Source organism: Fervidibacillus halotolerans (assembly GCF_026547205.1).
GTDB lineage: Bacteria > Bacillota > Bacilli > Bacillales > Caldibacillaceae > Fervidibacillus > Fervidibacillus halotolerans.
On sequence record NZ_CP106877.1, the window covers coordinates 864196 to 877790 of the forward strand.

The 13595-nt window shown below is 35.8% G+C and carries 11 protein-coding genes; 5 read left to right on the forward strand and 6 right to left on the reverse strand.

The genetic code is table 11. The features are described 5' to 3' along the window. Complete coding sequence (locus OE105_RS04070; RefSeq protein WP_275421463.1) at positions 1–366, forward strand: fluoride efflux transporter FluC; 366 nt, start codon at positions 1–3, stop codon at positions 364–366. 108 nt (positions 367–474) lie between these two features. Here OE105_RS04070 and OE105_RS04075 read toward each other — a convergent pair whose 3' ends face one another. Further along, positions 475–1020, reverse strand: a complete 546-nt coding sequence (locus OE105_RS04075) for a biotin transporter BioY (protein WP_275421464.1) — start codon at positions 1018–1020, stop codon at positions 475–477. Positions 1021–1186: 166 nt separating this feature from the next. Between OE105_RS04075 and OE105_RS04080 the strand changes: the two genes are divergently transcribed. Continuing rightward, complete coding sequence (locus OE105_RS04080; RefSeq protein ID WP_275421465.1) at positions 1187–1357, forward strand: YozQ family protein; 171 nt, start codon at positions 1187–1189, stop codon at positions 1355–1357. A 33-nt stretch (positions 1358–1390) separates the two neighbouring features. Here OE105_RS04080 and OE105_RS04085 read toward each other — a convergent pair whose 3' ends face one another. The 4 genes from OE105_RS04085 to OE105_RS04100 all read right to left on the reverse strand — a co-directional run bounded on the left by OE105_RS04085 (position 1391) and on the right by OE105_RS04100 (position 5120). Then, positions 1391–2695, reverse strand: a complete 1305-nt coding sequence (locus OE105_RS04085) for a DUF4085 family protein (RefSeq protein WP_275421467.1) — start codon at positions 2693–2695, stop codon at positions 1391–1393. 131 nt (positions 2696–2826) lie between these two features. After that, positions 2827–3279 (reverse strand): cupredoxin domain-containing protein, encoded by a 453-nt coding sequence (locus tag OE105_RS04090; protein WP_275421468.1) that lies wholly within the window; start codon positions 3277–3279, stop codon positions 2827–2829. A gap of 61 nt (positions 3280–3340) precedes the next feature. Beyond that, the gene (locus OE105_RS04095) at positions 3341–4468 is read right to left on the reverse strand and encodes an MGDG synthase family glycosyltransferase (protein WP_275421469.1); all 1128 of its coding nucleotides are present in this window, start codon (positions 4466–4468) and stop codon (positions 3341–3343) included. A gap of 40 nt (positions 4469–4508) precedes the next feature. Then, positions 4509–5120 carry a YkoP family protein gene (locus OE105_RS04100; protein WP_275421470.1) on the reverse strand — a complete coding sequence of 204 codons (612 nt, stop codon included), beginning with the start codon at positions 5118–5120 and terminating at the stop codon, positions 4509–4511. Positions 5121–5579: 459 nt separating this feature from the next. On the opposite strand from OE105_RS04100, the gene OE105_RS04105 reads away from it, so the two are divergent. Next, the gene (locus tag OE105_RS04105; RefSeq protein WP_275421471.1) at positions 5580–6284 is read left to right on the forward strand and encodes a response regulator transcription factor; all 705 of its coding nucleotides are present in this window, start codon (positions 5580–5582) and stop codon (positions 6282–6284) included. Here the strand turns inward: OE105_RS04105 and OE105_RS04110 are convergent. Next, positions 6274–6441, reverse strand: coding sequence for an anti-repressor SinI family protein (locus tag OE105_RS04110; RefSeq protein ID WP_275421472.1), 168 nt, complete (start codon positions 6439–6441; stop codon positions 6274–6276). The two genes, OE105_RS04105 and OE105_RS04110, sit on opposite strands and share 11 nt — an antisense overlap. Before the next feature lie 98 nt (positions 6442–6539). Here OE105_RS04110 and OE105_RS04115 point away from each other — a divergent pair, with 98 nt between their 5' ends. After that, the gene (locus tag OE105_RS04115; protein WP_275421473.1) at positions 6540–11726 is read left to right on the forward strand and encodes a sensor histidine kinase; all 5187 of its coding nucleotides are present in this window, start codon (positions 6540–6542) and stop codon (positions 11724–11726) included. 128 nt (positions 11727–11854) lie between these two features. Beyond that, entirely contained in the window at positions 11855–12760 is a 906-nt protein-coding gene (locus OE105_RS04120) for a cysteine hydrolase family protein (protein WP_275421474.1), read from the forward strand. Positions 12761–13595 lie beyond the last annotated feature (835 nt).

The following is a 13595-nucleotide window of genomic DNA, read 5'->3' on the forward strand; positions in this document are numbered from 1 at the left end:
ATGACAGTCGTTTTTGTGATCATCGGCGGTTTTCTCGGAGCGATATTTCGATTTTCTATTAGTGGTTTTATGAATCAACGAACCGATTTATTTTTCCCAGTTGGAACGTTTTTTGTCAATATGATTGGTTCCTTTCTTTTAGGTTTATTGGTTGGATCCGATCAGTCGGGCAGTTACATTTTCGATTGGTTTGGAATTGGCTTTCTCGGCTCCTTCACGACCTATTCCACCTTTATGAACGAACTTGTACAATTCGATGAATGTGAAGAAAAAAGGGAAGCGAAACTTTATGTATTGATCAGTCTTTTCTTTGGATTCTTATTTGGATGGATCGGTATATTTGTTGGAAAAACATTCTTTTTCTAATAAAAAGGTTAGCGAACAGGTAAAAATGTTCACTAACCTTATTTGTTTTATTAAAAGGGAAAGGACCGTAAAAATTTATGGAGTATGTAATCTTTATTCTCCATGATTTCAAAGTAATTTTGCCCGAATCAGCTGTTTTCGAATGGTAATTCCAATCAATGATGCTAAATAGGCTTTAATGATTCCTACGATGATAAAGGGTACAAAACCGGTGAGGAAAGCGGTACCCCAAGTGATATCGCTTATCACTTTAAACCAAATCGTACCGAATAATAGAGTACAGACCATCCCGATCAAATTGGCGAAAAAAGCGTTGGAAAAGCGGAAAGAAGTTTTTTCCAATATAAAACCAATCAACCATGCGGAAGGAACAAAGCAGAGTATGTATCCGCCTGTAGGGCCGAAAATCGTCGCTAGTCCGGAAGAAAAATTGGAAAAAACCGGAACCCCTACTGCTCCCATAAAAACATATAAAAGAAGCGTATATGCCCCTTGTTTTGCCCCAAGAATCGTCGCTGCTAAACCGACCCCTAACGTTTGCCCGGTAATGGGAATATGGGGGATTGGAATGGCTAATTGGGCTAAAATTCCTATAATACTTGCAAAAAGGGCTGAAACAATCATTTTTCTCAACCGTTGTCCAGTATTTTTCATGTTTCTTTCACTCTTTCTTATTTATCGAATGATGATTGCATAATTATATAAAAATGTTTAAATATTTTCAATATCGGGTTCCTTCGTTTTATCCTCAAATCCCTTTCCTATATTTTACAATCATTTCCGACCACATTTAGGAAACACTATGTCTGAGGTGATACGTATGGGCAATTTTAAACAGTTGGAAATGAATCTCGAACATGAAGTAAAAGATAAACGGGATGAACGATTGATGGGCTTGGCCATCACTTACGAACAAGTGTTGGATCATTATCGAAAGGGAACGATCGATGAATGGATCCAATGGAATAAAAATGGTAAAAAGGTGGAGTGAGGATTCTGTTTCCGATTAAATATGCAAAAAATTTCATTCCACTTTCAACTGTTGAATAATTTCCTTTCGTAAAAGATGATTTTCTTCAATATGATTGAGATACACTTGGCCAATCATTTGCTTTTCCTCATCTTCGTGTTCGAGATAGAAAATGAGTGCCTTTTCCATTAATTTTTGATGGGATGCGGGATCTTGAATAATCGTATTCCAAGCTTGAACATTCCGTTCGATTTGATTACTGAACACGGCCTCTTCTAATTGTTCGGTCGGAACGGTTTGAATAGCCAACTCCATTTCATCCATCCATTCCTTTGTGTACATGTTTTGTAAAAAATTTTCAAAGTTTTGTGCGACTACCCGTTGTTCACAATTGTCCAAATAAACGATGTTTTTATTATTTATATGAAAGGCGATGACACCATTTTGACATTTGGCAAAGGGAACATAATCTCCCTTTCGCTCGTATTCATCGATGAAAAGGAAAGTTTCAATTTCTAACTCTACGTCATGTAGTAAAACGAATGGATGATTGTGCTTTCCGCTACGAAACGTTGAAAGGAAGGTTTGAAAGGCCTTCGGAAATTTCCATTTGAGTCTGTTTTCGACGGTTTTAAACGTATCTAATACGTTGATATCATGTTTATTTCCATGTTCATCTTCTTCAAAACCGAATTTCGCTTCATTTCGAAAATATTTTGTCATCTGAAATTTTTTCGCGACAATTTCCCATTCACACAACGAATCCAATAGTACGCCTAATTTAAAACCGTCCTTTGCCACATCCACCTCTTCATATAGCCAATACATGCCCTCTTTAAGGGGAAGGTCAAAGGTTTCCGTTTGAATTCCGAAAAATTGTAAGACGACGGCTGCACTGTTGGAAAAACTTCCTTCACTGTTTAATGTAAGTCGTAAATAATCGTCTTTACGGAAAATATGCGTAATTTGAGCGTCATGTAAACCTTCTTCCATCAATTGTACGAAGGAATGGGGGAGCTTATTTTTTATATGCTGGAAATGTCGATGGGCATCTTCCATTGTTTTCTCGACTTGTTCTTCCAACCCTTTTTGCCAAAGGATCAACTGTTTACGAATTTGTTTCGGCAATGTCGGTTGATTAATGCTCCCATTATGAACATATGGATGAAAGGTTTCGGGAAGTACTTTTAATAATCGATCCTTTTCATCTCTTAATTCACATCGTAAATATTCAAATGCATCTTTCTTGGCATCGAAACTTTGGATGAAGTCTTCCCATTCTTCATCGGTTTCAAAAGTTGTAATCATCCCAGTCAACTGCATTTGTTCATACCAATCTTTTGTAAAATAACGTAACATCGAATAATACCCCAATTCATCATTTTTTTAATTTTATGTTTTTACATCTTTTTTATCTTAACAAGGTCCAATAATTCGGTCAAGAATCGTTGTTTCTTTACTAAAAGAAAAAAGTGGATTAAGAAACGTCTCTAATCCACGACAATATAAGCAATCATCGGACCGTTCTGTTCGTATTCTTTATGGGTTAAACAAATTAATCGATATGTGCCTTCCTCTTCAAATTGGAGGGGAATGATCGTCTCTTCTCCCTTTTTTACAGTGGCCTTGATGTCAGTACCTTCAATTATCACCGGATGTTCGTCACCGTTTACACCATATATTTTTAAATGAACGGTTTCCCCCTTTTCTAAAAAAATTGTCCCGGGGCTAAAACGGTACGACTCAATTTCTTTTCCATCCGCTGTTACGGTTTTGAATTCACCGGTAACCATATGAATTTCGCGAATCGATTCCTTTTCAGCTGATAAAAATGTCGGTAAAGTTTTCCATTGAAAGGAATACCAAATGTAGATGGAAATGAAAAAAAGAAGTAGTAAGACGATCTTAATGATCCATCCTCCGCGAATGACGACAAAATTCAAATTCACACCCCCTCGTGCTTGTCTATTTTTACTATATGCAAGTCCACGTCTCTTTTTTCTTCTATTTGTAAAATGATGATTGAATAAGATGATGGGCGATCAGTTTCCCAGGGGAGAAGGGAAGTTTCTTTTTTTCATAGTGGGCCAGTTTGGAAAAATATTGGCTATATGTGGAAGGAGATTGGAGGAATTCAACGAGTTTTTCTTGCAAAACCTTTTGGTTCGCTGGGTGAGTAAAATCAAGGACGAGTTGCAAAGCCTTCAATTCCCTTAAATTAAATTCTTCTTGACCGGGTAAAGCGTAATAAATGAACGTGGGAATTTTTTTTATGAAGGCTTCCGTCACCGTTAATCCCCCCGGTTTGGTTAATAGTAGATCCATCTGGTTATAAATAAGGTCCATCATTTTTCGCGACGGAATATACCCGATCGGGGTAATATGTTTTTTATTCATTTGGAGTAATTTATGAAATAGTTTGGAATTTCGTCCACATAATATATAGTAATGTAGTCGATCATCTTTTTTAATCGTCTTCATGAAGTGGATAATTTTACCCGCCCCCATACTTCCTCCGGACAGTAAAATATTTCCTTTTCCCTTTGGATGTTCCGGTATAACCGGATTTTTTCGAATCTCCGGATGGATTGGAATACCTGTCAAAAAGATATTTTCTTCCTTCACTCCTTTTTTTATCAAGTATTTTTTCATATTTTCAGTGGAAACAAAATGTCCATCGATTCCTTTCACACCCCATCCTTTATGTATAAAAAAATCCGTGTACACGTTGAAAATGGGTATATCGATTTTTCCAGCAATTTTCAATTTACTTAATAAAAGGGAAGGAAGGGCATGGGTACAAACGATTCCATCGGGTTTTTTTAAATGAATTAATTTTTCCATTTGTTTTCGAAAAAACAACTCGTAAAAATAACTTTCTTCATTCTTTACTTGACGGGAAATGACCATATGGTTGTATATTTTACTATATGTGTTAGGAAACGTATGTATCCAGCGCAAATAAACCGTTGAACTCCAAGTTTCCAAATGTTTATAACTGAAGGAAAATATATCGATTTTTTCACATTGAAAAGTGGGATTATATCGTTGGATTTCTGCCATAATCGCTTCGGCAGCTTGATGATGACCGGTCGGAATTTGTAAAAAAGGGAGTAACAATATTTTTTTCATTCGCCCCTCTCCTTTTTAAGGAATAATATAAAATAACTGTTTATTGGACATCGTTTATCGAATAGATAAAAGGGTTATCCATATTGAGAGAAAGGATTTCCTTTTCAGATAAATGTTTTTCAAATAAGATGGATTTTGACATGATAAAATAAACCGGTTCTTCGAATCTTTTCTCGTTTTTTCGATACCGATTGGTTGAAAGGAAGTATATTGGGAAAAGGGTCAATTGTTTTAGTTTACGATACAATCCGTTTTTTATATTAATTCGATCAAAGCCCAAATTGTTTTTATGTAATTTTAAATGGGTGATGCCTATTAGTCCTTTAATTTTCTCTTGTTTAGGATGGTGGAATAAGTATAAGGCTAATTCGGGTAAGGAATTTTTGACGGAATGATAAAAATAATTACCCCTTTGGAAATCATTGTGAAAATGGTTCATTTCCGTTAATAATTTCACATTGTGTAGATGGATTTTTAATAAAATATCATTTTTTTCAATTTTCGTACCATCAGACAAAATGACCGTGTACCCTTTATATCGGGTTAGTCGGACGCGAAAGATATTTTCTCCCTTCCGTATGTACGTTAGTCTCGTAAAGAAGAAATAAATCGGATCGACCATTTTCCATATGAACAAAAGCAATTTACCCATAAAAATTCCCCCAAAGAACATAACGTTTTAAGGAGTGCCCATTCCTCCTTTTTTGTTAGTATGTTCAAAGGAATTTGAACTATGCGAAAGGGTCGATAGAAAAGTCCGATCATTGAAGGAAAGTGTCTTTTTATTTATATTAAAAGTGTCGCCTATTTTTCAATTTTTGAAATAATTCGATGGATTTTTCGATTTTATTTGGGATTGTGACAGTTTTTGACAAGTTGTTTCCATTTATAAAGAAGGAAAACCGCTCCCTTTTATTGAATTAATACTATATCAAATTTGAAAGCTTACGTGCACTCAAGGATTTTTGTGTAGGGAGAAGTTATGAAAAAATGCTTTTTCATTTCTCGGTATGAAGCAATATTCGACATTCAAACGCAAAGGAACGGTTTAGAATGGGGTATTTTTATTACTGATATTTTGGGTATATCAGAATTAATGAGGGTGTGAAAGATGGCAAATGAAAAAATTTTACTTGTCGAAGATGATCTGGACAATCGGGAAATTATCGAATTGTATGCGGAAAGGGAAGGTTACCAAGTTTCGACTGTTACAAGTGGGGAGGATGCATTAAACATTATTCGTGAATACAAACCGGATATCATTATTTTAGATGTGATGCTACCTGGGATCGATGGATATGAAGTTTGTTCAATGATCCGAAGAATTATGGATGTTCCTATATTATTTTTAAGTGCTCGAGGAGATGATTTGGATAAAATTCTAGCCCTTGGAATCGGTGGAGACGATTATATGACAAAGCCCTATAACCCGGCATTACTCATAGCGAAGGTGAAAGCCCATCTACGGAGAAGCCGCCTAAATGGAGAAAAATCCTTAGGGATAGCTGAGGAAAAACGAATGATTGAATTTCCGAACTTGATTATTAATGAGGAAAGTTGCACCGTCCAAACGGAACATGGCGAATTAAGTTTACCTGCAAAGGAATTCCAATTATTACTTTTTTTAGCGAAACATCCAAATCGGGTTTTTAGTACGGAACAATTATTTCACCAAATATGGGGGGAATTTGGAACGAGTGACTATCGAACAGTCATGGTGCATATTAGTAATATTCGGAAAAAAATCGAACCCGACCCAAATCACCCCCGATATATCAAAACCGTCCGTGGCATTGGCTACAAATTTACTCCTTAATAAGGGATTTCGATTCACTATGAAAAAATGTTTTTACGTCATCGATCGTTAGTCCTATTTCCTTTGCTTCTTTAATTAATCGAACCCATTCCATGTCTAATGATCCTAATTTTTCCAACGTTTTAACGTTCGTTTTCGTGTAAGTCCTTTTATTCATAAAATCCCTCCCTGCTCTTATGACTAAATATAGAACAATAAACTAAATTCCCTTTTAACTTAACTTAAAGTTTATTTAAACTTTTCAGAGGTGATACAGTGGCAAAAATACATCATTATCAAATTTTAGAAACCGTCGGAGAAAATCGATATGGAATTTTGTATCGGAGTATTCATCGAAAAGAGAAAAATTACGTTTTAATTAAAATGGCAAAACGGTATTCGAACCGGCGTCCCTTTTTACATGGATTTTATACGGAGCAAAAAATGAAGCACCAAGGGTTTTTGTCTTATAAAACTGCCGAACTTGAAGACTCGGTTCCTTTGGTCCTTTATGATGAACAACCGATCATGACATTAACGGATTATATAAAAAGGGAAACTATCGATCTATTAACTGCCCTTCAAATTTCGATTGAACTGGCTATATTATTATCCATCGTTCACGAACAACGGTTTATTCATAATTATCTTCAGCCTGATAACATTTTGATTAATAAAAAAAATAGGCAGGTATTATTAACTGGATTTGAACAGGCAACGAGATTGATTCGAGGTGGAACAGAGGCTGAAAGGGAAAAAATTGACGATCATTTTATCTCCTATCTTTCACCTGAGCAAACTGGAAAAATCAATCGACCGATCGATCACCGCTCAGATTTATATAGTTTAGGATGTATCATGTATGAGCTGTTCACCGGTCAAACTCCTTTTGGAGAAGGAGATACAAATGAAATCATCTATGCTCATTTAGCTAGACCTCTAAAACCTCCTAAGAACCTCAGACCAATGATTCCTTCAGTGATTTCAAATATCATCATGAAATGTTTAGAGAAAGAACCTGAAAATCGATATCAAAGTTCCCTCGGCTTAAAACATGATTTGGAACAATGCAAGCGACTTTTGTACGATGGACTGATGGATGAGACATTTCCCCTTGGAACGAATGATCATTCCCAGTTTTTTGAAATTCCCTATTCGTTATACGGTCGGTGTGAAGAAATAAATACGATTAAGGAAACCGTTCAACGGGTGAAACAAGGGCATTCGGAAATAATGTTCGTCAGTGGGGAACCTGGAATCGGTAAAACGGCGTTAATTCATGAGCTATATGGGGAGTTCGTTAAAGCAGGGGGTATATTCATTGAAGGAAAGTATGATTTACTCCAAAGGCAAGATCCGTACCGCCCAATCGTCCAAGCCTTTTCCCAATTAATTAAGCATTTGACGGCAGAGGGAGAAAAAAGTATTCAATTTTGGAGAAAGACGTTGACCGAATCCCTTGGAGAAAATCTTCCAATTTTAACGGGATTGATCCCTGAATTACAATGGTTAACGGGAAAAGTGAAAAAGGTTCGGGAATTTTCTTCAATTGAAGAACAACGACGTTTTCAAATTACTTTTTTAACATTTTTAAATGTGATTGCTGAAAACGTTCGTCCGATCGTTTTATTTCTCGATGATTTGCAATGGGCGGATCGGGCCTCTTTAGATTTGCTTGAATACGTATTTGCATCGGACAAATCTCCTTATGTATTTGTAATCGGTGCCTATCGTGATAAAGAAGTAAATACGGGTCATCCGTTACATTATTTCTTGAACCGCTTGACCAATCATCGACGGAGACTAGTCAATCTTATCCTTTCTCCCTTGTCTTTAAGCCATACAAAACAGTTAATCCAAAAAACCCTTCGATGTCGAGAGGAAGAAGGGGAAATTTTAGCGAATTTTATTTATCCTTTAACGGAAGGAAACCCTTTGTTTATTCGTCAAGTTCTATATTCATTATATGATGATGGCTTTATATCAACTGGTAAAAAAGGGAAAAGTTGGGAGATTCATTTTCATAAAGTAAACGAACTGACCATTGATGAACATATCGTTTCCTTTATATTAAAAAAGATTGATCAACTACCGAAAGAGACCATTGAATTGTTGGAACTGGCTTCCTGTTTCGGCAATCGATTTTCATTACAAGATCTCGTGAATATTACGGAAATCAATCCGATGGACATTTCTAAACAGCTTTGGAAAGCGTTGGAAAATGGATTTGTCATTCCGCTGGATACGGATTATACAAAAATTTATATACAAAAGGATGAGCCGTTACCGGTTATTCGATATCGTTTTTCCCACGACCGCATTCAACAAGCCGTGTATTCGAAAATGGAGAAACGAGAAAAGGAAGAGACCCATTTTCGAATTGGAAATTGGTTACGATCGATCGGTTCAATGGATATGGATAATGGATCCCGATTTTTGGAAATGGTCAATCATTTGAATTTTAGTCAAACATTATTATCAGAACAGGATAAATTTCACTTAAGTCTTTGGAATATGGCAGCCGGAAAAAGATTACAAAAAAGTGGTGCTTTTGAGCCAGCGTTAAAGTATTACAATGAAGCATTACGTCTTTTACCCGAAGAAAAGTGGGAAAAGCATCACCATATTGCTTACGAACTGACCATTTTAACCGGTGAAAGTGAATTTTTAAACGGAAATTACAAACGAGCCCAATCGTTATTTAGCGAAGGGATTGATCGTGCAAAAACACCACTGGAAAAATTGAAAATTTATATTATGCAAATGAATTTATTTAATTATATCAATCGTTTTGATGAGGCGTTGGAAAGGGGATTGAAAGGACTAAAACTTTATCGTCAACGAATACCAAGTCAAGTAAGCAAAGGGAAATTAGCTTTGGAATTTCTCATGATAAAAATTTTATTATGGAGGAAAAAGACAGGAAAACTGTTATCATTATCAGAAATGGATACGGAAGAAAAAACGTTTCTTCTTCAAACGTATATTTTATTAAACACACCGTCATTTTTTGTTAATCAACAATTGGCCACGTTTTTAATGTTACGGGCTGTTCGTTTAACATTAAAACATGGAAATACAGAGGCAACATCCCTCGTATATAACAACTATGCATTAATATTAAGTGCGGGATTTAAAGATTACAAGGGAAGTTATGAATTTGGAAAACTAGCCATTAAACATGCAGAAAAATACGGCAATCCGAATTACCTTGGGAGAGTTTATTTTGTATTCGGTTGTTTTGTTAATCATTGGCAAGGTTCGTTGGAGGAAAATATTCGCTATTTGGAACGAAGTCAATCCCTCTCCCTTGAGTCTGGGAATTTAACCGTTGCGGGATCATCCAGTTCATTTATCATCATAACGTATTTTTTAATCGGAACGAATTTATCCCAACTTAAAAAGAAAGTATTCCAACAATTAGATTTCACAAAAAAAATCGATTACTCCCTTGCCAATGAATTTTTTTCGGAAGTTTTACATTGGATTGAAGTTCTCTCCCATGAAGATCAAACGGTCCATTGGGACATGCCGCCGAAAGAAAAGAATGATAATGTGGTCATCATTATGTACTATACAATTCGTTTAAAAGCATTGTATTTGATGGGTGAGATGGCTCTCAGTTTGAAAATAATGAAAGAAATGGAGAAAATGGTGAACGATCAACTAACAGTCGTCGTAATTCCAGCCTATACATTTTATGCTTCCTTATTAAAATTAAAGTTATGGAGAAAGGGAGAAAAAGAAAATCATTGGCAAAGGGATGTTCAAAACCATTTAAAAAAATTAAAATTATGGGCAAGTCATTCTCCAAATAATTATGAACACCAATACTTATCGGTATTCGGTTGTTTACAACTACTTCAAGGAAAGGAAAAAGAAGGTGTTTATTATATTCAAAGAGCTATTCAATTTGCGGCTGAACGGGGATTTGTTCAAGATCAAGCAGCAATCAATGAATGGATTGGAGAATATTTTTATGAAAGGGGAATGGACAGTCTTGCTGAAATGTATTTAAGGGAGGCAGAAAAAAGTTTTCGAATGTGGGGAGCTCATGCGAAAGCTGATCAACTGGTCAAATTATATCCAAACTTTTCCTTTAAACCCTTTTCTACCTCTGAGATGAATGCATCTTTTGATTTGAAAACGATGATTCAAGCGACTGAAACTTTATCAAAGGAAAGAACGATTGATCAATTATTAAAAAAATATATGGAAATTATTTTAAAAATTGCTGGGGCAGATTTAGGCTATTTAATCATCTTCCATCGTGAAAAAGGATTCGTCAAAGTTTCTGGAAAAATCCACGAAGGAATTGATGTATTTAAAGAAGGACAACCGCTCCAATCGAATAGGTTACCGATGTCAGTAGTTCATTATGTATCAACTAGTCAATCGGAAGTATATTTGGATGATGCTGGAAAAAGTGACTTATTTTCAAAGGATCCGTACATTGTACAAAATGGAACGAAATCCCTCTTATGCCTACCGATTATTTTAAGTGGGAGTTTGTTTGGAATCTTGTATTTGGAAAATAACTTATCAGCAAATGTACAGTTTTTAAAGCATGTAACGTTGTTAAACACCCTTTCTTCTCAAGCGGCAATTTTTTACATCAATGTTCAATTATATGAAAATCTCGAGAAAACGGTAAAAGAACGGACGAAAGAACTGGCGGAAATGAATCGCCAATTGGAGCGGAAAAATAATGAATTAGCAAAAACCGAGCAGTTACAAAAGGAATTATTTTCAAATATTTCCCACGATTTAAAATCCCCCTTATCGGCTATTCAAGGATACATTTATGCCATTTTAGACGGCTATGTGGAGGATCGGGAAAAGGAAAAAATTTACTTACAAAAAAGTATCGACCGTCTGGAGGAGATGTACCGTTTAATTCAAGATTTGTTCGACCTGGCAAAATTACAAACAGGGAGAATTCCTTTTCATTATGAACCAATCGGCTCCCTTGAATGTTGTCAGCGAATATATGAAAAATTCCGAATAGACGTGACGAATCAAGGGTTAGGTTTTCGAAAAAAGGTTAATCCGCAAATATTGAAGGAAAATCCTACGATCTATATCGATGTGAAACGAATGGAACAAGTTTTTTCAAATTTAATTTCCAATGCGATTCAACATACAAAGGAAGGAGAGATTAGACTCAATGCCTTCATGAAAGATGAGGTTTTGATCATCTCCGTTCAAGACACAGGTCAGGGAATAAATCGTGAAGATTTGCCATATGTTTTTGACCGATTTTTTACCAATTCCAAAAAAGGACACGGAATCGGTCTTGCTGTAACGAAAGAAATTATTACGAACCATGGGGGAGAAGTGTGGGTGGAAAGTGAATTCGGAAAAGGTTCGACTTTTTATATATCTTTACCAATCAATTCGATTGAATCGGATGATGATCCGAAAATTGTGGAAGATCGGGTAAAAACACCGCCGATTTCGTAAAAGAAAGGGCGGTATCTTTTTATTTATCCGTTATACGTATAAATTGTGGAATGTTCCAAAAACACGTCGTAAATTTCTTGATTATGATAAAATTGGAAATAAAGAAAGGGAAAAAGGGAGTGGTTTCAATGTTGAAAACGAAATATGAAGAGATCGTACAGGTGGATGAAATCGGAAAAAAAAGTAGCCGGCATTTAAACGATATTTTGCCCCTGGCTAGTCAAGAACATATTCCTCCAGCGAAAGAAGATGAAAAAAAAGTTTTATTACTCGGCATCGATATTCAAAATGATTTTATAGAGGGTGGCTCTTTAGCAGTACCCGGGTCAAAGGAAGATGTGAAAAATTTAACAAAATTTATTTACCAAAACATCGATAAAATTACCAAAATTGCTGTGTCCCTCGACACCCATCAACCGATGCAAATTTTTCATGCGGATTGGTGGAGGGACGAAAAGGGAAATTTACCCGAACCATTTACGATCATAACTGCAGAGGATGTGAAAAATGGGAAATGGATCCCGCAGGCATTTCCCGATGAAAGTATTGATTATGTCATCCAATTGGAACGAATCGGGAAAAAACAGCTTTGTATTTGGCCTTATCATTGTATTGAAGGGACGTATGGGGTAGGCTTAGAAAGTCAGTTTGCTAACATCATTTATTTCCATTCGATCGTTCGGAAAACGGAAGTAAAACGGATTGTTAAAGGTACGCATCCAACGACAGAAATGTACGGAATTTTCCGCCCTGAATATAGTAAGGAGGAAGATACGAATACTGCCTTGTTAAACGAAATAGCTACCTTCGATCAAATTATTGTTGCAGGAGAGGCAAAGTCCCATTGCGTATTGGAATCACTCGCCCAATTGATCGAATTTTTTGAGCAAAATGAAATTCCCCGATTGAAAATTGTTGTCCTCGAAGATTGTATGAGTTCAATTCCAGGCTATGAACAATCGACGGAAAAGGCCTTTCAACAGTTCGAAAAATCAGGCGTTCAAATCGTTTCTTCGAAAGAATTCAAACTATAGATTGATCGATAAATAAAAGATTCCTTTGAAAAGGGAAATTTCTACTAGTCTTCGGTAAAATATTTTTACATGACCAATTTGAACAATCTTAATGATTCGTTTATAAAATCAGATAGTGCTAGATTTTTGAATCAAGGGGCTATACTTTTTGTATGCCCCTTTATCACCGATGAACTTTTTCAATTTGGATGATAGCTGCCGAAATAAGAGAACTCCCACTAAAAACGAAATGGGCAACGTTTTAGCAAGATGATAAGATCATATAGAAAACAAAAGGACTCATCGATTCGATTTAATGGAAATAATGTCAATATAACTAGTGTCACAAAGGGCAATGGAACAGATTGAATACTAGGGAGGAAAATTTTAGAAATTCCAAAAGTAAAGAAATGACATAAAATTGACACAAAGAAAGCGGTTACAACCCTTTTTTCATGGTAAAATAAAGATGAAAAGAAAAAATTAACATTTCCGGAGGCTCAACCAGCGTGTTCGTTCCGTATTCGGTAACGAAAAACATAAGCTTTTTTCTTCAAATCACGTAAATAACTTTTCATCCGGAATGTGGCAAAAGCCAAAGAAATAGTTTCGATTTACTTGTGAAGAAACCAACTCTTTACTTATTGGATAACCTTGACATTCAAATGGAAAAGGAGCGTTTCGGAAACAATAAATATTGAATCGGGACGATGATAAAGGGCCGGTAATGAAAAGGATCGGAAAAAGCGTAAAGATGAGTCGAAAACAAAGGGTGTAAATATTGCACAACCTAAATTGGCGGAACAAACACAAAGTCTGCCAGTTGGCAAAGTGAAATCCCCGAAAATTCGTGAAA

What these genes read in the sequence shown, in the direction of transcription:
- OE105_RS04070 (WP_275421463.1), top strand. Translation starts at nt 1, where the DNA reads ATGACAGTCGTTTTTGTGATCATCGGCGGTTTTCTCGGAGCGATATTT.
- OE105_RS04075 (WP_275421464.1), bottom strand. Translation starts at nt 1,020, where the DNA reads ATGAAAAATACTGGACAACGGTTGAGAAAAATGATTGTTTCAGCCCTT.
- OE105_RS04080 (WP_275421465.1), top strand. Translation starts at nt 1,187, where the DNA reads ATGGGCAATTTTAAACAGTTGGAAATGAATCTCGAACATGAAGTAAAA.
- OE105_RS04085 (WP_275421467.1), bottom strand. Translation starts at nt 2,695, where the DNA reads ATGTTACGTTATTTTACAAAAGATTGGTATGAACAAATGCAGTTGACT.
- OE105_RS04095 (WP_275421469.1), bottom strand. Translation starts at nt 4,468, where the DNA reads ATGAAAAAAATATTGTTACTCCCTTTTTTACAAATTCCGACCGGTCAT.
- OE105_RS04100 (WP_275421470.1), bottom strand. Translation starts at nt 5,120, where the DNA reads ATGGGTAAATTGCTTTTGTTCATATGGAAAATGGTCGATCCGATTTAT.
- OE105_RS04105 (WP_275421471.1), top strand. Translation starts at nt 5,580, where the DNA reads ATGGCAAATGAAAAAATTTTACTTGTCGAAGATGATCTGGACAATCGG.
- OE105_RS04110 (WP_275421472.1), bottom strand. Translation starts at nt 6,441, where the DNA reads ATGAATAAAAGGACTTACACGAAAACGAACGTTAAAACGTTGGAAAAA.
- OE105_RS04120 (WP_275421474.1), top strand. Translation starts at nt 11,855, where the DNA reads ATGTTGAAAACGAAATATGAAGAGATCGTACAGGTGGATGAAATCGGA.